The organism is Pseudomonas sp. 203-8, from assembly GCF_020708595.1.
GTDB lineage: Bacteria > Pseudomonadota > Gammaproteobacteria > Pseudomonadales > Pseudomonadaceae > Pseudomonas > Pseudomonas aeruginosa.
Window position 1 is genome coordinate 18,374 of record NZ_JAJFDF010000003.1, and the last position, 21,117, is coordinate 39,490.

Annotated in this window: 21 protein-coding genes; 9 read left to right on the top strand and 12 right to left on the bottom strand. The window is 67.5% G+C overall.

What is annotated here, in order from left to right:
* Nucleotides 1-32: 32 nt before the first annotated feature.
* From LJF27_RS06850 to LJF27_RS06865, 4 genes are all read left to right on the top strand, one after another.
* Nucleotides 33-884 carry an ion transporter gene (locus LJF27_RS06850; RefSeq protein WP_003083179.1) on the top strand — a complete coding sequence of 284 codons (852 nt, stop codon included), beginning with the start codon at nt 33-35 and terminating at the stop codon, nt 882-884.
* On the top strand, nt 871-1,497 hold the full coding sequence (locus LJF27_RS06855; RefSeq protein WP_003083175.1) for a hypothetical protein: 627 nt from the start codon (nt 871-873) through the stop codon (nt 1,495-1,497). Before LJF27_RS06850 ends, LJF27_RS06855 begins: the two co-directional genes overlap by 14 nt.
* Before the next feature lie 123 nt (nt 1,498-1,620).
* On the top strand, nt 1,621-3,276 hold the full coding sequence (muiA, locus tag LJF27_RS06860; RefSeq protein WP_003114297.1) for a mucoidy inhibitor MuiA: 1,656 nt from the start codon (nt 1,621-1,623) through the stop codon (nt 3,274-3,276).
* Between the two features lie 128 nt (nt 3,277-3,404).
* Nucleotides 3,405-4,403 (top strand): sulfate ABC transporter substrate-binding protein, encoded by a 999-nt coding sequence (locus LJF27_RS06865; protein WP_003087175.1) that lies wholly within the window; start codon nt 3,405-3,407, stop codon nt 4,401-4,403.
* An 81-nt stretch (nt 4,404-4,484) separates the two neighbouring features.
* Here LJF27_RS06865 and LJF27_RS06870 read toward each other — a convergent pair whose 3' ends face one another.
* Nucleotides 4,485-4,841: a DUF1937 family protein gene (locus LJF27_RS06870; protein WP_003087170.1), complete on the bottom strand. Its 357-nt coding sequence runs from the start codon at nt 4,839-4,841 to the stop codon at nt 4,485-4,487.
* 59 nt (nt 4,842-4,900) lie between these two features.
* Nucleotides 4,901-6,136 carry an ethanolamine utilization protein EutH gene (gene eutH, locus LJF27_RS06875; protein ID WP_003083171.1) on the bottom strand — a complete coding sequence of 412 codons (1,236 nt, stop codon included), beginning with the start codon at nt 6,134-6,136 and terminating at the stop codon, nt 4,901-4,903.
* A gap of 346 nt (nt 6,137-6,482) precedes the next feature.
* On the opposite strand from eutH, the gene LJF27_RS06880 reads away from it, so the two are divergent.
* From LJF27_RS06880 to LJF27_RS06895, 4 genes are all read left to right on the top strand, one after another.
* Nucleotides 6,483-7,259, top strand: coding sequence for a DeoR/GlpR family DNA-binding transcription regulator (locus LJF27_RS06880; RefSeq protein WP_003083169.1), 777 nt, complete (start codon nt 6,483-6,485; stop codon nt 7,257-7,259).
* A 184-nt stretch (nt 7,260-7,443) separates the two neighbouring features.
* Nucleotides 7,444-8,853 (top strand): NAD(P)/FAD-dependent oxidoreductase, encoded by a 1,410-nt coding sequence (locus LJF27_RS06885; RefSeq protein ID WP_003159947.1) that lies wholly within the window; start codon nt 7,444-7,446, stop codon nt 8,851-8,853.
* Complete coding sequence (locus tag LJF27_RS06890) at nt 8,840-10,078, top strand: NAD(P)/FAD-dependent oxidoreductase (RefSeq protein WP_003140249.1); 1,239 nt, start codon at nt 8,840-8,842, stop codon at nt 10,076-10,078. Before LJF27_RS06885 ends, LJF27_RS06890 begins: the two co-directional genes overlap by 14 nt.
* Before the next feature lie 20 nt (nt 10,079-10,098).
* On the top strand, nt 10,099-11,514 hold the full coding sequence (locus LJF27_RS06895) for a glycerol kinase (RefSeq protein WP_023116649.1): 1,416 nt from the start codon (nt 10,099-10,101) through the stop codon (nt 11,512-11,514).
* A gap of 7 nt (nt 11,515-11,521) precedes the next feature.
* Here LJF27_RS06895 and LJF27_RS06900 read toward each other — a convergent pair whose 3' ends face one another.
* Both LJF27_RS06900 and LJF27_RS06905 read right to left on the bottom strand, forming a co-directional pair.
* Nucleotides 11,522-12,622 (bottom strand): P1 family peptidase, encoded by a 1,101-nt coding sequence (locus LJF27_RS06900; RefSeq protein ID WP_023103298.1) that lies wholly within the window; start codon nt 12,620-12,622, stop codon nt 11,522-11,524.
* Between the two features lie 13 nt (nt 12,623-12,635).
* Entirely contained in the window at nt 12,636-14,003 is a 1,368-nt protein-coding gene (locus LJF27_RS06905) for an APC family permease (protein WP_003110692.1), read from the bottom strand.
* Nucleotides 14,004-14,203: 200 nt separating this feature from the next.
* Between LJF27_RS06905 and LJF27_RS06910 the strand changes: the two genes are divergently transcribed.
* Nucleotides 14,204-15,010: a helix-turn-helix transcriptional regulator gene (locus tag LJF27_RS06910; protein WP_023116650.1), complete on the top strand. Its 807-nt coding sequence runs from the start codon at nt 14,204-14,206 to the stop codon at nt 15,008-15,010.
* 3 nt (nt 15,011-15,013) lie between these two features.
* On the opposite strand, the gene LJF27_RS06915 is transcribed toward LJF27_RS06910, so the two are convergent.
* Genes LJF27_RS06915 through LJF27_RS06950 form a run of 8 tightly spaced genes read right to left on the bottom strand, consistent with a single transcriptional unit; the run spans nt 15,014 to nt 21,077 of the window.
* Entirely contained in the window at nt 15,014-15,430 is a 417-nt protein-coding gene (locus LJF27_RS06915) for a hypothetical protein (RefSeq protein WP_003087156.1), read from the bottom strand.
* Between the two features lie 26 nt (nt 15,431-15,456).
* Nucleotides 15,457-16,680, bottom strand: a complete 1,224-nt coding sequence (ccmI, locus tag LJF27_RS06920; protein ID WP_023116651.1) for a c-type cytochrome biogenesis protein CcmI — start codon at nt 16,678-16,680, stop codon at nt 15,457-15,459.
* Nucleotides 16,677-17,144 carry a cytochrome c maturation protein CcmH gene (gene ccmH / locus LJF27_RS06925; RefSeq protein WP_003087150.1) on the bottom strand — a complete coding sequence of 156 codons (468 nt, stop codon included), beginning with the start codon at nt 17,142-17,144 and terminating at the stop codon, nt 16,677-16,679. The genes ccmI and ccmH overlap by 4 nt, the downstream gene beginning before the upstream one ends.
* Complete coding sequence (gene dsbE, locus LJF27_RS06930) at nt 17,141-17,683, bottom strand: thiol:disulfide interchange protein DsbE (RefSeq protein ID WP_003083138.1); 543 nt, start codon at nt 17,681-17,683, stop codon at nt 17,141-17,143. The genes ccmH and dsbE overlap by 4 nt, the downstream gene beginning before the upstream one ends.
* Before the next feature lie 3 nt (nt 17,684-17,686).
* A complete protein-coding gene (locus tag LJF27_RS06935) occupies nt 17,687-19,660 on the bottom strand; it encodes a heme lyase CcmF/NrfE family subunit (protein WP_003107324.1) in 1,974 nt (657 codons plus the stop codon).
* A complete protein-coding gene (gene ccmE, locus LJF27_RS06940; RefSeq protein WP_003107323.1) occupies nt 19,661-20,149 on the bottom strand; it encodes a cytochrome c maturation protein CcmE in 489 nt (162 codons plus the stop codon). It abuts the gene before it with no gap.
* Nucleotides 20,146-20,322 carry a heme exporter protein CcmD gene (gene ccmD / locus LJF27_RS06945; protein ID WP_003083136.1) on the bottom strand — a complete coding sequence of 59 codons (177 nt, stop codon included), beginning with the start codon at nt 20,320-20,322 and terminating at the stop codon, nt 20,146-20,148. The genes ccmE and ccmD overlap by 4 nt, the downstream gene beginning before the upstream one ends.
* On the bottom strand, nt 20,319-21,077 hold the full coding sequence (locus LJF27_RS06950; RefSeq protein ID WP_003118689.1) for a heme ABC transporter permease: 759 nt from the start codon (nt 21,075-21,077) through the stop codon (nt 20,319-20,321). The genes ccmD and LJF27_RS06950 overlap by 4 nt, the downstream gene beginning before the upstream one ends.
* Nucleotides 21,078-21,117 lie beyond the last annotated feature (40 nt).

A 21,117-nucleotide genomic window follows, 5' to 3' on the forward strand; every position in this document is an offset into this window, starting at 1 on the left:
GTAAGGTGCCGCATCCATCATCAGGAGCCACGATGAGCGCACCCGACAGCTGGCGCGAACGCCTCTATATCGTCATCTTCCAGACCGACACCCGCGACGGCCGGCGCTTCGACAGCGCGCTGCTGCTGGTGATCCTGGCCAGCCTGCTGGTAGTGATGATCGACAGCATCGACGAAATCCACCAGGACTACGGCGACCTGCTGGCCTACATCGAATGGGGCTTCACCGGCATCTTCCTGGTGGAATACCTGCTGCGCCTGTACTGCTCGCCCAAGCCGCTGCGCTATGCCTTCAGCTTCTACGGCCTGGTCGACCTGCTGGCGATCCTCCCCGGCTTCCTCGCCCTGCTCTACCCCGACGCCCAGTACCTGCTGATCGTCCGGGTGATACGCATGCTGCGGATCTTCCGCGTGCTCAAGCTGCGCCAGTACCTGAGCCAGGCCAATTTCCTGCTCACCGCCCTGCGCGGCAGCAAGCAGAAGATCATCGTGTTCTTCCTCACCGTGATGACCCTGGTCACCGTGTTCGGCGCGCTGATGTACGTGGTCGAAGGCCCGGAGCACGGTTTCACCAGCATCCCCCGCGGCATCTACTGGGCGATCGTCACCCTGACCACGGTCGGCTTCGGCGACATCACCCCGAAGACCCCGCTCGGCCAGGCCATCGCCAGCCTGGTGATGCTCACCGGCTACTCGATCATCGCGGTGCCCACCGGGATCTTCACCGCCGAACTCGCCACCGCGATGCGCCAGGACCCGGCCAACCTGTTGCAGCGGGATTGCCCGGTGTGCCGCAAGGCGACCCACGAAGTGCAGGCGGCATTCTGCTGCCGCTGCGGCAACCCGTTGTTCCCTCGCGAGGAAGGCAGCCATGGGAAGTCTTGACCGGCAGCGCTGGGACGCCCTCTGGCAGCGACTCGGCGGCAACCCGCCGGCGGATGCCTTCGACGCGCTGCTGGCGGCCTATGGCGGGGCCGACCGGCACTACCACAGCGATCGCCACATCCTCGCCTGCCTGGAGCACTTCGACCGCTGGCGCCAACTGGCGCGGCGGCCGGACCTGGTGGAGCTGGCGTTGTGGACCCACGACCTGGTCTACGACACCCAGCGCCAGGACAACGAGGCCGCCAGCGCCGCCAGCACCGAGCGCTGGCTCGACCAGGCCGGGCTGGCGGCGCTGCGGCCGGCCCTGCGCGAACTGATCATGGCCACCTGTCACCAGGCGCCGCCGGGAGACGCCGACGCAGCCCTGGTGGTGGATCTCGACCTCGCCATCCTCGCCGCGCCGGCGCCGGTCTACGCACGCTACGAGGCGGACGTCCGCGCCGAATACGCCTGGGTGCCGGAACCGCTGTTCCGCGCCGGGCGCGGCAAGTTGCTGCGCCAGTTGCTGGAGCAACCGGCGCTGTACCACTGCGAACCGCTGCGGCAGCGCTGGGAGGCCGCCGCCCGCGCCAACCTGCGCGGTGCCCTGGAGCGCCTGGAACAGCCGGCCTGAGCCGCACGGGAAAATTTCTTCGCGCCGCTTAACCCGTCTTTCGCCGTGCTTGCGTCTCAGGCAGCAGGAAGGAACCGCACGCACGGGTTCCTCGCCCCTCCATCCGCCCAAGGAAGAGATATCGTGAATCGACTCGCCGCCTCTCCGCTCCTGTTCGCCGGCCTGTTCGCCAGCGCTCCGTTGCTGGCCGCGCCACAAGCGGTCGACAGCCGCATCAGCGCAGTCACCGTCTACGCCGACCGTGCCGTGGTCACCCGCACCGCCCGCCTGCAATTGCCCAAGGGCCAGCATGAGATCGCCCTGGAGCAACTGCCCTTCCAGCTCGACGACGCCAGCCTGCGCGCGTCCCTCGGCGCCAGCGCCGCCGCCACCCTGCTCGACGTCAGCAGCGCCGCGCAACGGGTCGAGCGCCCGGACGACAACCGTGTGCAGCAACTCGACCAGCAACTGCGCGAGATAGACCGGCAACTGCGGGAAATCCATGACCGCGGCAGCGTGCTCGAAGCGCAGAAGAAGTTCCTCGCCGACATCCAGAGCGGCAGCACCCAGCCCGGCAAGGATCGCCCCATGCCCGGCATCGACGAGCTGAAAAGCCTGCTGCAACTGACCGAAGGCAACCTCGAACGCCTGCTCGCCGAGCAGCGCCAGCTGGACGACCGCGCCGCCGAACTGGAACAGCGCAAGCAGCAGTTGCAGGAGCAGCGCGGCACCCTCAACGGCGACGGCAAGCGCTTCAAGCGCGCGGTCCTGCGGGTCGCCCTGGAGCAACCGGCACAGGTCGAGGTGAAGCTCGACTACACCCTGCGCGACGCCTCCTGGCAGCCGACCTACGACGCACGCCTGCGCGACGGCGCGAAGACCATCGAACTGACCTACCAGGGCCTGGTCCGGCAGAGCAGCGGCGAAGACTGGACCGACGTCGACCTGACCCTCTCCACCGCCCGTCCGGCCCTGGGCGGCAACGTACCGCGGCTGAATCCCTGGATCGTCGACATCGACGCGCCCAACGCCTACTACGGTGCCGAGATGGCCATGCAGGACGTTCCGGCGCCCATGCCGCAAGCCGCTCCCATCGCCAGGACCTCGGCGAAGATGGCCATGCCGGCCCCGGCGCCGAAGCTGGCCGAGGCGCGGCTCGCCACCGCGGAGGTCAGCAGCGGCGCCGCCAGCGCCTCTTTCCACATCCCCGTGCCGGCGACCCTGAACAGCGACGGCAGCGCGCAGAAGGTCACCATCGCCCGCCTGGAAATGCCGGCCAAGCTGCGCTATCTGGCGGCCCCGGCCCTGCGCGAAACCGCCTACCTGGAGGCGGAGACCCGCAACGACAGCGACTACCCGCTGCTCCCCGGCACCCTGAATACCTTTCTCGGCAACAGCTTCGTCGCCAGCGGCCATCTGCGCGGGGTGATGCCCGGCGAGAGCTTCGAACTGGCACTGGGCGCCGACGAGGGCATCGGCATCGAACGCAAGCTGGTCAAGCGCTATACCGACAGCAGCGGCCTGATCGGCAACCGCACGCGGGTCAACTACGAATTCCGCATCGACGTGCGCAACAACCACAAGAACGCCGAACGCGTGCAGTTCGAGGACCAGTTGCCGGTCTCGCGCAACGAGCAGATCCAGGTCACCTTGCTGGAACCCAAGGCGCAGGAAGTCAAGCGCGAGGACGACGGCAAGCTGAAGTGGGACTGGACCCTGCAACCCGGCGAGAAACGCAGCGCCACCCTGAAGTTCAGCGTGGAGTATCCCAAGGACCTGGCGGTCAGCGGCCTCGACTAGCGCTGGCCAAAGCGCCGGCCGCGGCATAGGCTCGAGCGGGTAATAAGCAAAGCAGTTTTTGATATTTACCCTGCATATAACCCGACGTTATAGTCGAGCCACTACAACATGCTCAAAGGAACTGCCCTGTGAAACGACTGTTCAGCGCCTCCCTGCTGGCCGCCGGCCTGGCGCTCGGCGGCGCCGCTCACGCCGCCCAGCCCCTGCTCAACGTCTCCTACGACGTGATGCGCGACTTCTACAAGGAATACAACCCGGCCTTCCAGAAATACTGGAAAGCGGAGAAAGGCGAGAACATCACCATCCAGATGTCCCATGGCGGTTCCAGCAAGCAGGCGCGCTCGGTGATCGACGGTCTGCCCGCCGACGTCATCACCATGAACCAGGCCACCGACATCGACGCCCTCGCCGACAACGGCGGCCTGGTGCCGAAGGACTGGGCGACCCGCCTGCCGAACAACAGCGCGCCGTTCACCTCGGCCACCGTGTTCATCGTTCGCAAGGGCAACCCCAAGGCCCTGAAGGACTGGCCGGACCTGCTCAAGGACGGCGTCCAGGTAGTGGTGCCGAACCCCAAGACCTCCGGCAATGGCCGCTACACCTATCTCTCCGCCTGGGGCTACGTGCTGAAGAACGGCGGTGACGAGAACAAGGCCAAGGAATTCGTCGGCAAGCTGTTCAAGCAGGTACCGGTGCTCGACACCGGCGGCCGCGCCGCCACCACTACCTTCATGCAGAACCAGATCGGCGACGTACTGGTGACCTTCGAGAACGAAGCCGAGATGATCGCCCGCGAATTCGGCCGAGGCGGCTTCGAGGTGGTCTACCCGAGCGTGTCCGCCGAGGCCGAGCCCCCCGTGGCGGTGGTCGACAAGGTGGTCGAGAAGAAAGGCAGCCGCGCCCAGGCCGAGGCCTACCTGAAGTACCTGTGGTCGGACGAGGGCCAGACCATCGCCGCCAACAACTACCTGCGCCCGCGCAACCCGGAGATCCTCGCCAAGTTCGCCGACCGCTTCCCGAAAGTCGACTTCTTCTCGGTGGAGAAGACCTTCGGCGACTGGCGCAGCGTGCAGAAGACCCACTTCATCGACGGCGGCGTATTCGACCAGATCTACAGCCCCAACTGATCCCTCGCCGCTCGACGAAAAAGCCGGAAGCGCTCGCGCTTCCGGCTTTTTCATTCGGCTTGCAGTTCAGCCACTGCCGCCTCAGCGAAACTCGTGCTCCACCTCGGACCAGAGGCTCACCCGCTGTCCGCCGGCCTCGAAGAACTCCATCTCGCGGCGGATGCCGGCGCTGTCTCGCCAGCCCGGCAGGTCGAGGACGATCAGCTCTTCCAGGTGATCCATGTAGAAGGCGTCCACCGGCGCCCACAACCTGCCGATCGCCGCGCGGTCGAGATCGGCCAGGCACAGGTTGATCGGATGGGACATGGAGACCTGGCTGAATACCACGTGGCCAGCGCGGACGATGGTCGCCGCGACCTCGTTGCAGGCACGGAAGCGCTGCTCGACCACCTCGGCGTCGGCATGGCTGTAGGGACAGGCTAGGAATATCTTGCGCATGGTTACCTCGTTGCGGAAAGCGACGCCGCGATGGCTCGCGGCGCTCGTCGGGGGATGTTTCAGGCTGCGTGCAGGGCGCTTTTTTCCGCCTCGTCATGCTCCTGCTCCTGCCGCGCATAGCGCTCGGCGGCAGGCACCGAGATGCGGATGGCGATGAATACCGCCAGCAGGCCGCCGAACAATTTGCCGAGCAGGATCGGCAGGATCAGCGTCGGCTGGAAGTTGGCGGTGAATGCCAGGTGATCGCCGATGGTGGCCTGGGCGCAGACGCCCAGGGCCACGCAAAGCACCTTGTCGCGAGCATTCATGTATTTGAACAGGTGGTAGGTGGCGATGATGTTCGCCAGTACCATGACAAAGGCGGTGGCGCCCGGCTGGGACAGCCCCAGGTAACGGCCGAGGACCGCCATCGGGCGCTTGCAGTAGCGCTGGAACAGGTAGCAGATGGGGAAGGTCCCGGCCAGCATGATGCCGATGTAGCCAGCGATCTCGATGGCGCGGAACAACTCTTTCTCGTCGGCGAACATCGGGTCGAAGCCCCAGCCGCCGAAGACCTTGGTGAAGACTCCGGTGAAGTGCTGGACGATGGAAAGCGCCAGGGCCATCTTGATGAACGCGTCCATCACCTTGCCGAATACCAGGAACCCGGTGACCATCGCCGTCGCCCGGTACTTCAGGCCGGCGGCCAGCAGGAAGCAGAAGACGAACAGCGGCGCCAGCAGCCGAAGCATGTCGAGGAAGTCCAGCGACAGGTAGTGCAGGGCCGGCGAACCGGTCGATACCAGTTCGCGCACCGGGATGTGGTTGAGGGTAATCAGCAGCAACGCCGCCAGCACCGCGAACGGAATGCTGATCAACCCGGCCATCGCCCCCAGCGCCAGGTACTTGTGGTCCTTGCGCTCGAGCATGGTCAGGCCGACCGGGATCAGGTAGACGATGGTCGCGCCGGAGGTGTAGCCCACCAGCATGGCAGTAATCCACATGTCGCGGTTGGCGGTCAGGGCATCGGCCAACTGGTAGCCGCCCATGTCCACCGCGATGATCGACAGCGCGGCGATGGATACGTCGGAACCGAGGGTCTGGAAGAACGGGCCGAGGGCATGGGAAATCGCCTTCGACAGATAGGGAATGGCTACCATGATGCCGGCCTGGGCGAGGAACACCGGACCGATGGCGTGGATGCCGTTGACGAACTCGCGGCCCAGACCGCTTTCCGGGCGCAGGATGGAAGCCAGCGCGCCAAGTACCGCACCCAGCATGATCAGGTAAATCACATAGTTTCCGAACTCGGCCATCTGCGTCGTTCTCCCCTCGGCAGGCTCCCGTAGCGGGATGCGTTCTTCTGGTTGTCTGGTCGGGAGGCCGGCCACGCCGGTCGCTCCGCCGAAGCGAACACTCGCATTTCGCGTGCCACAATTTGGTTTTCGTGTTGATTTGAAGGTTCGTTTTACCTAAATTGGTCACCCATACGGTCAAGTAGGCGGCCAATCCAAGAGCGTACCTGCCTTACGGACCTGTGGGATTTTCCGCCGGGCCTGCGCAAAGCCTCGCCCCGCCCCCTTCCGCCCAGCGCCGCCAGGCGCTACCGGGCGATTCACGGTAACAATCGCCGCACCAGGATGCGGCCCATGGGAGAACACGATGCGCCCCGAGGAACGCCGCCGCCACATTCTCGAATTGCTGCGCCAGCGCGAGCGGATCTCGGTGGACGAACTGGCGCGGACCCTTTCCACCTCTCAGGAAACCATTCGCCGCGACCTCGCCGCGCTGGCCGAACAAGGCCTGGTCAGCAAATTCCACGGAGGGGCCGCCCTGCCGCCCAGCGGCGAGCACGAGAACGCCTTCCAGACGCGAATGAACGAGCACGCCCAGGAAAAACGCGCAGTCGCCCGCTACGCCGCCGGCCTGTTCGGGCCCGGTGACAGCATCTTCATCGACACCGGCACCACCACCCTGCTGTTCGCCCGCGAACTGGCGCGCCAGAGCCATCTGACGGTGATCACCAACTCGCTGTTGATCGCCGGCAGCGTCGGCGCCTCCGGCAACCGTGCATTCATGATCGGCGGCGAGTACCGCCCGGAATCCGAACAGAACGTCGGCGCCCTGGCCATCGAGCAGATCGCCCGGTTCAACGCCGAGCATGCGGTGATCACCGTCGGCGCGCTGAACGGCGATGGCGCCATGGATTTTTCCATCGAGGAAGCCGAGATCGCCCGTGCCATGATCGCCCAGGCCCGCCAACTGACGGTTATCGCCGACTCCTCGAAGCTCGGCCGGCGCGCCCTGTTCCAGGTCTTCCCGCTGAGCCGGATCAACCGCCTGGTGGTCGACCGCAAGCCTACCGGGGAACTCTGGGAAGCCCTGCAACAGGCGCGGGTGGAAGTCCACGAAGCCCCCCTGCGCACCCCGCAGGCCTGACTCCCCTCGCGCGCAGCCCCGGAGACAGGCCGGGGCTGTGCCGGTGGCTGCCCGTCGATTAATCGATTGACTGTTTCTCTTTCAGTTGCCACATTAAAACAACAAATTTCACATAGAATTCTGTGTGAAAAATCAGTGTTACGGTCAAAAAGCAAACTGATACCAAAAGAAACAGGCAGAAACGATGACTGAGCCGCTTGCGACAAAGACCGCGATCTTCGACGTTGCAGTGATCGGCGCTGGCGTGGTGGGTTGCGCCATGGCCCGCCGCTTCGCCCTGGAAGGTGCGCGGGTGGTCCTGCTGGAAAAAAGCACCGACATCCTCTCCGGTGCCAGCAAGGGCAACAGCGCGATCCTCCATACCGGTTTCGACGCGCCGCCCGGCAGCATCGAACTGGCCTGCATGCAGGAGGGCTATCGCGAATACCGCGACATCCATGCGCGCCTCAACCTGCCGCTGCTGGAAACCGGCGCCCTGGTGGCGGCATGGAGCGACGAGGATCTGGCGCGCCTGCCGGCTATCGTCGAGCAGGCCCACGGCAACGGTGTCGATGACGTCCGCCAGGTCGGTCGCGACGAGGTCCTGGCGCTGGAGCCGCAGTTGGCCGGCAACGTGCTCGGCGCGGTGCGGGTCCCCGGGGAACATCTGGTCGACCCTTGGTCCGCGCCGCTCGCCTATCTGCAACAGGCGCTGGCCCATGGCGCCGAGGCCTGTTTCGACGTCGAAGTGCTGGACGGCGCCTTCGACGGCGGCGAATGGCTGTTGCATACCCGCCGCGGCGATCTGCGCGCGCGCCAGGTAATCAACTGCGCCGGACTCTTCGGTGACCAACTGGAACAGCGCCTGCTCGGCGCGGCGAGCTTCGCCATCCATCCGCGCAAGGGCCAGTTCGTGGTCTTCGACAAGGCCGCCGCGGCGCTGCTGCGGCACATCCTGCTACCGGTACCCAACGAGCGGACCAAGGGGGTGGTATTCACCCGTACTGTCTTCGGCAACCTGCTCGCCGGCCCCACCGCCGAGGAACAGGACGACCGCGAACAGGCACGGGTCGACAGCGACACCCTGCAGCGACTGATCGACGCCGCCGTCGAGCGGATCCCCGGCCTGCGCGGCATGCCGGTCACCGCCACCTACGCAGGATTGCGACCGGCCAGCGAAAAGAAGGAATACCGCATCCGCCAGGTCGACGGACGCAACTGGATCAGTGTCGGCGGCATCCGTTCCACCGGTCTCACCGCGGCGCTGGGCATCGCACGCCACGTCTATCGTCTCTACCAGGGCGAGCGCTTCCACGAAGCGGTTCGCGAGCCGCTCTGGCCACAGGTACCGAACCTCGCCGAACACCTGCCGCGCGACTGGCAGCGTCCCGGCTACGACGAGATCGTCTGCCACTGCGAGATGGTCACCCGCCGGGAAATCCTCGCCGCCCTGGAAGGCCCGCTGCCAGCCGGCGACTTCGGCGGCCTGAAGCGTCGCACCCGCGCCTGCATGGGACGCTGCCAGGGTTTCTACTGCAACGCGCGGGTCGCCGAGCTGAGCGCCGGCCGCCTCGCCCAGCCCCTCGCCACCGGGAGTTGCCATGAGCATCACTGAACAGGTCGACGTCGCCATCGTCGGCAGCGGTCCCGCCGGATTGGCGGCCGCCATCGAACTACGCCGCCAGGGCGTCGCCCGGGTCTGCGTGCTGGAGCGCGACGGCGAGGCCGGCGGTATACCCCGGCATTGCGCGCATCCGCCGTTCGGCCTGCGCGAGCACGGCCGCCTGTTGACCGGCCCGGCCTACGCGCTGCGTAACGTCGAACAGGCCGAACGGGCCGGGGTGGATATCCGCCTGCGCCATAGCGTGGTCGCTCTCGCCGCCGCCGGTCTGCTGCAACTGGCCACCCCCGAAGGCCCGCGCAGTCTGCGCGCGACACGCGTGCTGCTGGCCACCGGCGCACGCGAGACGCCACGCTCGGCGCGCCTGCTGGGCGGCGACCGGCCACTGGGCGTGATCAATACCGGCGCGCTGCAAGCCTATCTCTATCTGCAAGGCCTGAAGCCGTTCGAACGGCCGCTGATCGTCGGCACCGAGCTGGTCAGCCTGTCCGCCGTGATGAGTTGCCGGCGTGCCGGCATCCGCCCGGTGGCCATGCTCGAACGCAACGCACGGGCCACTGCGCGTTGGCCGCTATCGTTGTTTCCCAGGCTGTGCGGAGTACCGATGCACTTCTCCAGCGAGCTGCTGGAGATCGAAGGCCGCGGCCGAGTCGAGGCGGCGCGGGTACGCCTGGGCGACGGGCGGGTCGAACGGATCGCCTGCGACGGCATCCTCCTCAGCGGACGCTTCGTTCCCGAATCGAGCCTGGTCCGCCTCAGCCACCTGGAACTGGACCCGGCCAGCGGCGGCCCGCGCATCGATCAGTTCGGCCGCTGCTCCGACCCCGCCTATTTCGCCGCCGGCAACCTGCTCCGGCCGATCGAGACCGCCGGCTGGTCGTTCCGCGAGGGACGAAGAATCGCCGGCCTGCTGGCCGCCGACCTGCGGGCCGAACTGCCGGTCGCCGCGCCCGGTATCGCCATCGATTGCAGCGGTCCGCTCAAGCTGTGCGTGCCGCAGCGGCTGCTGGACGATCCGACACCCGGCCTGGCGCATCTACAGCTACGCGTAAGCGAGGCCGCCAGCGGACGCCTGCGGATACTGGCCGATGGTCGCCCGGTGTGGGAACGCGCCCTGTCCTGCCTGCCGGAGCGCCGCCTGCTGGTGCCGCTGGCCGCCCTGCGCCTACCGCCGGACACCCGGCGCCTGGAAGTCGCCTTCCTCACCTCCGGCCACTGAACCCGCGAAGAGAACCGACCATGCGAATCGCCGCCCTCGACCAGGGAACCACCAGTACCCGCGTGCTGGTCACCAGCCAGGACGGCAGCGCCGATATTCAGTTGGCGCTGCGTCACCAGCAACACCATCCGCAGTCCGGTTGGGTCGAGCACGATCCGCTGGAACTGCTGGCCAACCTGCAACGCTGCCTGGAGGCCAGCGGCCGGGTCGACGCCATCGGCCTCGCCAACCAGGGCGAAAGCTGCATGGCCTGGGACGCCCGCAGCGGCGAGCCGTTGTCGCCGCTGATCGTCTGGCAGGACAACCGCACCACCCCGCACATCGAGCGTCTACGCGCCAGCGGCGCCGAGGCTCTGGTCCTGGAACGCAGCGGCCTGCCGCTCGACGCCTATTTCTCGGCCAGCAAGCTGGGCTGGATCGTCGAGCACCTTCCTGCCGCTCGCAGGGCTTTGAAGGCAGGCCGCCTGCGCCTGGGAACCAGCGATGCCTGGTTTCTCGACCGCTTGTGCGGAACCTTCGCCACCGACGTCACCACCGCCTCGCGTACCGCATTGATGAACCTCGCCGAGGGCCGCTGGGACCCCGACCTGTGCGCCCTGTTCGGCGTGCCGATCGAGTGCCTGCCGGAAATCCGCGATACCGTCGGCCATTTCGGGGTGATCGGCAACACCCCGCTGACGGCCTCGGTGGTCGACCAGCAGGCCTCGCTCTACGGTCACGGCTGCCGCCAGCCCGGTGATGCGAAGATCACCTTCGGCACCGGCGCCTTCGCCCTGACCCTCAGCGGCGAGCGGATCATCCGCTCGCCGGAGACAGGCCTGCTCGCCACCATCGCCTGGCAGATCGATGGCAAACCGGTGTACGCCATGGACGGCGGGGTCTACGACGCCAGCGCCGCGGTCGAGTGGGCCGGGCGTCTCGGCCTGTTCAGCGACTTCTCGGAACTGGCCGGCTTCGACCGGCCGCCGGCCATCGAGCGCGGCCTGGCCTTCGTCCCGGCCCTGTCGGGACTCGCATGCCCGCACTGGGACCGCAGCGCCGGCGCGATGTGGCTGGGAATGGACGCCGGCACCCGCCGCGAGGACCTCTGCCAGGCCCTGCTCGAAGGCGTGGTGCTGCGCAGCGCCGAGGTGATCCAGGCGATGGACGGCTACCTGAAGGTCACCGACCGCCTGTCCATCGACGGCGGCCTGGCGCGCAGCCCCTACTTCGCCCAGTTCCTCGCCGACAGCCTGCAACGGCGCATCGTCACCCAGCGCTTCGACGAACTCACCGCCTTCGGTTGCGCCGCCCTTGCCGCACGTGGCCTCGGCCACGAACTGGCGGAGCCGCGCAACACTCGCACGGAGTTCCAGCCGCGGGTCGACGCCGGCACCGCCCGGCGCTGGCAGGTGCGTTTCAGCGAAGCGGTGGCGCGCACCCGCGGCTGGCGCTGAGCCGCTTTCAGCGTCCCGGCCAGCCGGTCTCGCGCAGCGCCGCCAGGAGCCTCTCCCCCTTCAGCGCGGGCACCAGCCGGCCGTCCTCGGTGCGCATGTCCTCGCCGGCCAGCAGCACGTTGACGATGGCTTCTTCCACCGCCTCCGCCGCCGCGGCGAACAGCGGCGAGATGTGGTCGTTGTTGAGCATCCGCAGCGGCGTGCTCTGCGGCAGGTCCTTGCGCGCATAGTCGGCTGGCGGCAGGCCCTGGTTGCCGGTGGCGAAAGCGAGGAACACGTCGCCGCTGGAGTCCTCGGTACCGCCGCCGGTGCGCGCGACGCCGATCGAGGCGCGCTGCGCCAGGCGCTGGCACTGGTGCGGCAACAGCGGCGCATCGGTGGCCAGGATCACCACGATGGAGCCCATACCCGGGGTGCCTTCCTCGCTGAACGGCGAGGGGATGTCGCCCAACCGGCGGCCGACAGGATAGCCGTCGACCCGCAGCTCGCGGCGCTGGCCGTGGTTGGCCTGGACCAGCGCGCCCACCGTCCAGCCGCCCTGCTCCGCCGGAAGCCGCCGCGATGCGCTACCGATGCCACCCTTGAACTCGTGACAGATCATCCCGGTACCGCCGCCCACCGAACCTTCGCGGACCGGTCCGGACTCGGCGCAGGCCAGCGCCTCGCCGACCTGGCGGGCGCCGACATGCTGGCCCCAGATATCGTTGAGCAGGCCGTCGAAGGTCTCCATCACCACCGGCATGCACCAGTACAGCCCGCTGTCGCCGAGTTCGGCGCGCTCCTCGGCGATCAGCGCGTCGCGCACCGCGCCGACGCTGTGGGTATTGGTGATGGCGATCGGGGTGGTCAGCAGGCCGGCTTCGCGGATCCACTCCAGGCCCGTGGCGTCGCCGTTGCCGTTGAGCACATGGCAGCCGGCGAAGCAGGGTTGCAGGCGCGCCGCACCGGCGCGCGGCTGGACCAGGGTGACGCCGGTGCGAACCTGCCTGCCGTCGATCCGCTGGTTCAGGGTGCTGTGGCCGACGCGCACGCCGGGAACGTCGGTGATCGCGTTGAACGGGCCGGGAGTGCCCAGGCCGAGGGTGATGCCAAGTTGTCGAGCGCGCATGCGGACTCCTGTTTCAAAGCTTCTGGAACGCCGGACTGAGCTTGCCGTAGGTGCAGTAGAGAATCACCGACACCGCCAGCAGTCCGACAATGATCATCACGTCCCTGGCCGAGGCCGCCAGGAACAGGTTGAGCAGCAGGTATCCCGCGCCGCTCACCGCCAGCAGCGCCGGCAGCGGCCACAGCGGCATCCGGTAGGGATGCTCGCGGTCGCGCCGCAGCACCCGGCTGAACAGCGCGCAGAGGGCGACGATCAGGTAGACCATGACGATCAGCAACACGGTGAACGAGGTCAGTTCGGCCAGGTTGGAGCTGAAGCTCAGCGCCGCCGAGGGAATGGCGAGGAACAGCGTGGCCAGCCAGGGCGATTCCCAGCGCGGATGGATACGGGTGAAGGCACGGTTCAACGCCGGCATCCAGAGCGCGTCGCGACCGCTGCTGAAGATCACCCGGGCGCTCTGGATGACGATGGCGACGATGGCGTTGAACACCGAGAGGAAGATCCCGGCGCTGACCAGGCGCGACAGCGTCTCGTTGCCATGGCTGTTCAACAGGTAGCCGATCGGGTCGGGGCTGGCGAGCATCGCCGGGAGCGACGGCGCGCCGATCAGCAGCGCGGCGAGCGGGACGATCTCGATCAGTACTACCAGCGCCAGCGACCAGAGCACCGCGCGATGCACGCTGTGACCGCCGTCCTTCATGTCCTCGGCGAGCAGCACCGCGCCGCCGAAACCGTTGTAGGAGAACAGCGCGGTACCGACCGCTCCGATCACCAATGCCCAGGGTGCGATCGCCAGCAGCCCGCCGTCGCCGACTACCTGCGGCTGCAGAAGGACGCTCGCCGGTTGCTGTGCATGGCCGAAACCGAGGCCGACGATCACCAGCAGCGCCGCCACTTCCAGCAGCAGGCAGGTACCCGTGACCCAGGCGTTGACGCGGATGTTGAGGATGCCCAGCAGGTAGCTGAAGGCAACGATCGCCAGGGCCACGGTCTGCGCATCGAAGTGGGTGCCGAGGGCAGCGTTCAGGTAAGTCGCCGCGCCGGTGGCGAGCACCGGCGGGATGAACAGCAGCATCGCCAGCACCGTGAGGAAGGTGGCGTAGCCGGCCAAGCCGCCGAACACCCGCTTGGCGTAGACATACTCGCCGCCGGCGGTGCTGTGCGCCCTGCCCAGCTCGGCATAGCACCAGGCGAACATCAGCGCCAGCACCCCGGCCAGGGCGAAGGCCCAGAAAGCGCCGGTGCCGGCCTGCTGGATGGCGAAGGGGGCGATGACGAAGACGGAACTGGCGGGAGTGACTGCGGAAACGGTGATGGCGACCACGTCGAACACGCCCAGCGTGGGTTTCAGCGCACTTTCGGGCGCGGGGGAAGAGCTCATGTCGTTGTCCTCTGATTGTTATTGAAGTTGAGGCAGTAACGGAGACTCGCGGCGGCCCCTTGCCGGGGCGCTGGTTATGCGCCGACTCTAGGAGCGCGGAACCGGCGGGCCAATCACCCTTTGGGGTTACGCCCCTTGACGCGGCGGGTGGAAAAGCCGCAAACCGGAGCCTGCGAAAACCCACCGTGGAGCGAATACGGATGCACACCCTGTTCCGGGACATCGGCATGCACGCCAGCCTGGGCCGCGCCATCGAACAGATCGGCGGCAACCGTTTCTGGAAGCAATTGATCCTGCTGCTGCGCCAGCACCTGCCGTTCGACAACGCCCTGGCGATCTTCTACCCCGCCAACGGCGTGCCGGTGGCCCTGGAGGAATACGACGCCGAACCGCACGCCGGGCCGGCCTCGATGCTCGCCTACCTGAACGGGCTGTACCTGCTCGACCCCTTCTACCAGGCTTGCCGGGAAGGCCTGGCCAGCGGCCTGTACCGCCTCGAGGAGATCGCCCCGGACCATTTCCGGCAGAGCGAGTACTACCTCAGCTACTTCCACGACAACGTTCTGGAGGACGAGGTGCAGTTCATCCTACAGGTGCCCGACCAGGGCGCGCTGTCGCTGTCGCTGGGCATGCAGAGGATGTTCGCCGACGAGGAATGCGGGATGCTCGGCTTGCTCTCGAGCTGGGTCCTGGCGCTGATGCAGCAGCACTGGCAGCAACGCAGCCAGCGCCTGTTGCCGGCTGCACCGCAGGAAGAGATGGCCACGCAGATACGCGACGCCCTCAGCCACTTCGGCGCCAGCGTGCTATCGGAACGGGAACTGGAGATCGCCCGCCTGATCCTTCGCGGCTACTCGTCGAAGGCCATGGCCGAGCGCCTGGCGATCTCGCCGGAGACGATCAAGGTCCATCGGCGCCACCTGTACGCCAAGCTGGACATTTCCTCGCAACCGGAGCTGTTCTCGCTGTTCATCCAGTCGCTCGGGCACGACCCGGAGAACCCCTAGGGATCATGGATTGGCGTAGCGCCGGCTGAGACCGGGCGGGATGCCGCGAGCGTCGGTCTCGGTCCATGGACCCTGCGGGCTGGTGGACCAGAACCAGCCGCCGTCCCACCGGTAGTAGGTGCGCTGGCGGTAGTAGAGATCGCGCTCGCCACGGATCACGTAGACCCCCAGGCTGCCGTCCCAGACGCCCTTGCCGCCTGGCGGCGGGGCGAACTGCGGACGCGAGCGGCTGGGCTGCGCCGGAGTCTGCGGTTGCGGGGTGATGCGCGGCGGGGTGGCGCCGGGCGCGCTGGACGGACCGGGCTGCGGCTGGCTCTGCGGCGGCAGCGAGGCCGGCGGTTCGCTGGTCTGCGGCGGATGCACCACGCACCCGCCGAGACCGCCCAGGAGAATCGCCAGACCCAGATACTTCGCCTTCACCGCCGCACCTCCCCAACCGATTGTCGTTATGGCCGGGCCGCCTGGAGCTGGTCCGGGCCGTCGATGGTCAGCGCTTGCGCCGACGACTGGGCAGTAGACAACGGTTTGCCGCGTCCGATCCACTCGCCGGAGATGGCGTTGCCGGCGCGGGATACCCGTGCCACCAGCTCGACCTGCGGGAAACCGCTGAGCTTGAGCTGCGGCATCATGGCGTCGGCATCGCTCAGGCTGACCTCGGCCGGCAGGTCGGCGACGGTCAGGCGCTTCACTGCCAACGGCATCGGCGGGCCGCCGACGGCGCGGGCGAAGACGAACACGCTGTCGTCGGCCTTGACCTGGCCCTTCACCGCGTCGCTGATATCCACCTTCACCGTCAGGGTCACCCCGGCGGCAGCGGGCGCGGCCGGCGCCGGCGGAGTCTGCCCGGCCTCGGTCATGCGCTCGCGGGCGCGCTGGATGCCGCCCTGGATCGCCGAGCGTGCCGGGTCCTCGTTCGGCAACACCGACACCAGGCGCTCCCAGAAGCCGATGGCGTCGGCGTAGCGCTGCTCTTCGAAGGCGGCGATGCCGAGCAGGCCAAGGGTGGTCACTTCGGCCGGGTCGCCCTTCAGCGCCTCGTCGGCCAGGGCCTTGATCTGCGCGGTCATTTTCTTGCCACCGGAGAAATACAGTGCCTGCGCCCACTGGCCGAGCACTTCCGGCTGCCGCCCGCTGAGTTCGGCGGCGCGTTCGAAGGCCCGCGCCGCATCGGCGCCGCGTTCCTGGGTCATGTAGGTGCGACCGAGGAAGTACCAGCCCTGGGCGGAATCCGGCTGAGCCTGTACCGCGCGCTCCAGGCGCGCAGTCATCTCTTCCATGGAGTGCGGCGCCTGGGCGAATTCGCGGGCCAGCTCGACCTTGTCGCTGGCGCCCCAATGCAGGTACAGGCCGAGCGCGACCAACGGCACCAGCAGCGCCGCGACCAGCGGGACCGCCCGGCCCAGGCGCGAGCTACGCTCTTCGCCGCTGCCCTCGGTGTCGGCGAGCAGTTCGCGGGCAGCCTCGGCGCGGCCATTCTCCAGTTGCTCGGCGGTCAGCGTGCCGGCGGCCTGCTGGCCGGCCAGCTCGGCGATCCGCTCCTGATAAAGCGCGACGTTCAGGGCGGTACGGTCTTCCTCGGCCTGGGCGCGACGGCCACGCAGCAGCGGAATCAGCAGGAATGCCAGGGCCGCCAGCAGCAGCAGGCCGGCAGCGAGCCAGAAATCGATCATTTGTCGTTCTTCAACAGGTTGGCGAGGCGCGCTTGCTCCTCGGCGGACAGGGTGGTTTGCACCTTGGCAGCGGTGCGCCGGCGGCGCAGGACGATCACGCCGATCACCAGCACGCCGAACAGCAGCAAGGCGCCCGGACCGAACCAGAGCAGCCAGGTACGCTCGTTGACCGGCGGCTTGTAGCGAACGAAATCACCGTAGCGGGCAACCATGTAGTCGACGATCTCGCCGTCGCTCTTGCCCTGCTGCAACTGGCCGTAGATCTGCTTGCGCAGGTCGGCGGCGATCGGTGCGTTGGAGTCGGCGATGTCCTGGTTCTGGCACTTCGGGCAGCGCAGTTCCTGGGTCAGGTTGCGGAAGCGTTCGCGCTCGGCGTCGCTGGCGAACTCGTAGGTGTCGATGGCGGCCCGGGCCACGCCGCAGAGGGCGAGACCGAGCAGCGCGGTGACGAGGAAACGCTTCATCGGGCCTCCGGCTCGTCCAGCAGTTGCTGGTACAGCGGCGCCAGTTGCTCGCGCCAGACTTTCTGGTCGACCACCCCGACGATCTTGTGGCGGATGATGCCCTGTTTGTCGATCAGGTAGGTTTCCGGCGCACCGTACACGCCCAGGTCCAGGCCCAGGGTGCCGTCGGCGTCGCTGATGCTCAGCAGGTAGGGATTGTGCAGCTCGTTCAGCCACTTGATGGCGGCGGCGTTGTCGTCCTTGTAGTTGATCCCGTAGATCACCACGCCCTGCTCGGCCAGTCGGGTCAGTTCCGGGTGCTCGACCCGGCACGACGGGCACCAGGTGCCCCAGACGTTGACCAGCGCCGGCTTGCCCTTGAGGTCGGCCTCGGTCAGGCGCCGGGCCGGGTCCTGCACGCTGGGCAGGTCGAAGGCCGGGAACGGCTTGCCGATCAGCGCCGAGGGCAGCTCGCTGGGGTCCAGCCAGAGGCCGCGGAAGAGGAACACCGCGACGATCAGGAAGATCCCCAGCGGCAGCAGCAGAATCGCTCGTTTCAAGACTCAGGCTCCCTGACCGGCGAGGCCCAGGGCCTCGCGCACACGTGTTTTCACCTTCACCCGGTAGCGCCGGTCGAGCGCCGCCAGGGCGCCGCCGAGGCCCATCAGCAGGCCACCGAACCAGATCCAGCGGACGAACGGCTTGACGTGCACGCGCACCGCCCAGGCACCGTTCTCCAGCGGCTCGCCGAGCGCCACGTAGAGGTCGCGGGTAAAGCCGGCATCGATCCCTGCCTCGGTCATCATCGAACTCTGCACGGTGTACAGGCGCTTCTCCGGATGCAGGGTGGCGATCTCCTTGCCGTCGCGGCTGACGTGGATGCTGCCCTTGTCCGAGGTGTAGTTCGGCCCTTCGTGGTGCTTCGCGCCGTCGAAGAGGAAGTGGTAGCCGCCCAGTTCGACGGTGTCGCCGGGCGACATGCGCAGGTCACGCTGGGCGCTGTACTGGCTGCTGAGGACGATGCCGATGGCGCACACGGCGATGCCCAGGTGCGCCAGTTGCATGCCCCAGTAGCTGCGGGTCAGGCTGCGGGCGCCGGCCAGCACGCCCTTGTGCCGGGTCTTGTCGAGGAAGTCGCGGAAACCGGCCAGGACCACCCAGGCGGACAGCAGGAACACCGCCAGCACCGCCCAGTTGAAATCGCCGAAGTACATCGAACCGGCCGCCGCCAGGACCGCGCTGGCCACCAGCACCGGGGTCAGCATGCCGAGCAGCCAGCGGCTCGGGGTGTCCTTCCAGCGCACCAGCACGCCGACCGCCAGGGCCGCCATCAGCGCCGCCATCAGCGGCAGGAACATGGCGTTGAAGTACGGCGGGCCGACCGACAGCTTGGCGCCGCTGAGGGCATCGAGCAGCAGCGGGTAGAGGGTCCCGAGGAGGATCATCGAGGCCGCCACCACCAGCACCAGGTTGTTCAGCAGCAGCAGGGTCTCGCGCGACCACAGGGCGAAGCCGACCTGGCTCTTGACCACCGGCGCGCGCAGGGCGAACAGGGTCAGCGAGCCGCCGACCACCAGCAGCAGGAAGGCGAGGATGAACACCCCGCGCTCCGGGTCGGAGGCGAAGGCGTGCACCGAGGTGAGCACGCCGGAGCGGACCAGGAAGGTGCCCAGCAGGCTCAGGGAGAAAGCGGCGATCGCCAGCAGCACGGTCCAGCTCTTGAACACGCCGCGCTTCTCGGTCACCGCCAGCGAGTGGATCAGTGCAGTGCCGACCAGCCAGGGCATGAAGGAGGCGTTTTCCACCGGATCCCAGAACCACCAGCCCCCCCAGCCCAGCTCGTAGTAGGCCCACCAGGAGCCGAGCACGATGCCGATACCGAGGAAGGCCCAGGCTACCAGGGTCCAGGGCCGCGACCAGCGCGCCCAGGCGGCGTCCAGGCGGCCGCCGAGCAGTGCGGCGATGGCGAAGGCGAAGGCCACCGAGAATCCGACGTAACCCATGTAGAGCATCGGCGGGTGGACGATCAGGCCGACGTCCTGCAGCAGCGGGTTGAGGTCGTTGCCGTCCATCGGGGTCTGCGGCAGCAGGCGGCTGAACGGGTTGGAGGTGATGATCAGGAACAGCAGGAAGCCGGTGCTGATCATGCCCATCACCGCCAGCACGCGGGCCAGCATGACCTCCGGCAGTTGCCGGGAGAAGATCGACACGGCGAAGGTCCAGCCACCGAGGATCAGCGCCCAGAGCAGCAGCGAACCTTCGTGGGCGCCCCAGACGGCGCTGAACTTGTAGTACCAGGGCAGCGCGCTGTTGGAGTTGCCGGCCACGTAGGCCACCGAGAAGTCGTCGCGCAGGAAGGCCCAGGTCAGGCAACCGAAGGCGAAGGCGAGGAAGGCGAACTGCCCCCAGGCCGCCGGGCGCGCCAGGCTCATCCACTGGCGGTCGCCGCGCCAGGCGCCGACCAGCGGCAGGCTCGACTGCACCAGGGCCAGGCAGAGGGCGAGGATCAGGGCCAGGTGGCCGAGTTCGGGGATCATCTACTTGCCCTCCTGGTTGTACGAGGTCTCGCCGGCGGCCTTGCCGTTCTCGTAGTGCTTCAGTTGGCCGCTGTCCTTGAGCGCCTTGGTGACTTCCGGCGGCATGTAGTTCTCGTCGTGCTTGGCCAGCACTTCATCGGCCACCAGCACGCCGTCGCCGCCCAGCTTGCCGAGGGCGACGATGCCCTGCCCCTCGCGGAACAGGTCGGGAAGGATGCCATGGTAGGCGATGGTCACTTCCTTGGCGCCGTCGGTGACCACGAAACGCACGTTCAGCGAATCCTCGCTGCGTTGCAGAGAACCCTTTTCCACCAGGCCGCCGGCGCGTATGCGGGTGTCGGTCGGCGCTTCGCCGTTGGCGATCTGGGTCGGGGTGTAGAACAGGTTGATGTTCTGTTGCAGGGCCGACAGCGCCAGGCCCACCGCGGCGCCGACACCCGCCACGATGGCGAGGACGATGATCAGACGTTTCTTGCGGACCGGATTCACTGCTGGGCCTCCCGGCGCAGACGACGCGCCTCTTCTTGCAGGTAGCGGCGCCGGGCCAGCAGCGGCTCGGCGACATTGATCGCCAGCACCAGCAGGCTGATGCCGTAGGCCGACCAGACGTAGGGACCGTGATGGCCCATGGCGAGGAAGTCGCCGAACGATTCGAAGCTCATCGTGCCTTCTCCACCAGGGCCTTCACCTCGGCTTTCGCCCAGGTGGTGCGGGACTCGCGCTTGAGCACTTCCAGGCGCATGCGCACCAGCAGCATGGCCGCGAAGAAGCAATAGAAGCCGAGGACCATGATCAGCAACGGCAACCACATCTCCACCGGCATCGCCGGTTTCTCGGTGATGGTGAAGGTGGCCGGCTGGTGCAGGGTGTTCCACCATTCCACCGAGTACTTGATGATCGGGATGTTCACCACGCCGACGATGGCCAGTACGGCACAGGCCTTGGCCGCGCTGTCGCGGTTACTGATCGCCTGGCCGAGGGCGATGATGCCGAAATAGAGGAAAAGCAGGATCAGCATCGCCGTCAGGCGTGCGTCCCAGACCCACCAGGCGCCCCAGGTCGGCTTGCCCCATACGGCCCCGGTAAGCAGCGCGACGAAGGTCATCCAGGCGCCGATGGGAGCGGCGCACTGCACCGCCACGTCGGCGATCTTCATCTTCCAGATCAGCCCGACGGCACCGGCCACGGCCAGCATGACGTAGCAGGACTGGGCGAGGAAGGCCGCCGGCACATGGATATAGATGATGCGGAAGCTATTGCCCTGCTGGTAGTCCGGCGGCGCGAAGGCCAGCCCCCAGACGCAGCCGGTGACGATCAGCAGCGCCGCCGCCACGGCGAACCAGGGCAGCCAGCGGCCGCTGATCTCGTAGAACCACTTGGGCGACCCAAGCTTGTGAAACCATGTCCAATTCATCATCAGGCTCTGTTTACAGGGCTCTTTGGAAATACCGGGCAGA

Excerpts from the sequence above, each read along its gene's own strand:
- LJF27_RS06850 (WP_003083179.1), top strand. The coding sequence starts at position 33 with ATGAGCGCACCCGACAGCTGGCGCGAACGCCTCTATATCGTCATCTTC.
- LJF27_RS06855 (WP_003083175.1), top strand. The coding sequence starts at position 871 with ATGGGAAGTCTTGACCGGCAGCGCTGGGACGCCCTCTGGCAGCGACTC.
- LJF27_RS06870 (WP_003087170.1), bottom strand. The coding sequence starts at position 4,841 with ATGCGCAAGATATTCCTAGCCTGTCCCTACAGCCATGCCGACGCCGAG.
- eutH (WP_003083171.1), bottom strand. The coding sequence starts at position 6,136 with ATGGCCGAGTTCGGAAACTATGTGATTTACCTGATCATGCTGGGTGCG.
- LJF27_RS06880 (WP_003083169.1), top strand. The coding sequence starts at position 6,483 with ATGCGCCCCGAGGAACGCCGCCGCCACATTCTCGAATTGCTGCGCCAG.
- LJF27_RS06885 (WP_003159947.1), top strand. The coding sequence starts at position 7,444 with ATGACTGAGCCGCTTGCGACAAAGACCGCGATCTTCGACGTTGCAGTG.
- LJF27_RS06890 (WP_003140249.1), top strand. The coding sequence starts at position 8,840 with ATGAGCATCACTGAACAGGTCGACGTCGCCATCGTCGGCAGCGGTCCC.
- LJF27_RS06895 (WP_023116649.1), top strand. The coding sequence starts at position 10,099 with ATGCGAATCGCCGCCCTCGACCAGGGAACCACCAGTACCCGCGTGCTG.
- LJF27_RS06900 (WP_023103298.1), bottom strand. The coding sequence starts at position 12,622 with ATGCGCGCTCGACAACTTGGCATCACCCTCGGCCTGGGCACTCCCGGC.
- LJF27_RS06905 (WP_003110692.1), bottom strand. The coding sequence starts at position 14,003 with ATGAGCTCTTCCCCCGCGCCCGAAAGTGCGCTGAAACCCACGCTGGGC.
- LJF27_RS06910 (WP_023116650.1), top strand. The coding sequence starts at position 14,204 with ATGCACACCCTGTTCCGGGACATCGGCATGCACGCCAGCCTGGGCCGC.
- ccmI (WP_023116651.1), bottom strand. The coding sequence starts at position 16,680 with ATGATCGATTTCTGGCTCGCTGCCGGCCTGCTGCTGCTGGCGGCCCTG.
- ccmH (WP_003087150.1), bottom strand. The coding sequence starts at position 17,144 with ATGAAGCGTTTCCTCGTCACCGCGCTGCTCGGTCTCGCCCTCTGCGGC.
- LJF27_RS06935 (WP_003107324.1), bottom strand. The coding sequence starts at position 19,660 with ATGATCCCCGAACTCGGCCACCTGGCCCTGATCCTCGCCCTCTGCCTG.
- ccmD (WP_003083136.1), bottom strand. The coding sequence starts at position 20,322 with ATGAGCTTCGAATCGTTCGGCGACTTCCTCGCCATGGGCCATCACGGT.
- LJF27_RS06950 (WP_003118689.1), bottom strand. The coding sequence starts at position 21,077 with ATGATGAATTGGACATGGTTTCACAAGCTTGGGTCGCCCAAGTGGTTC.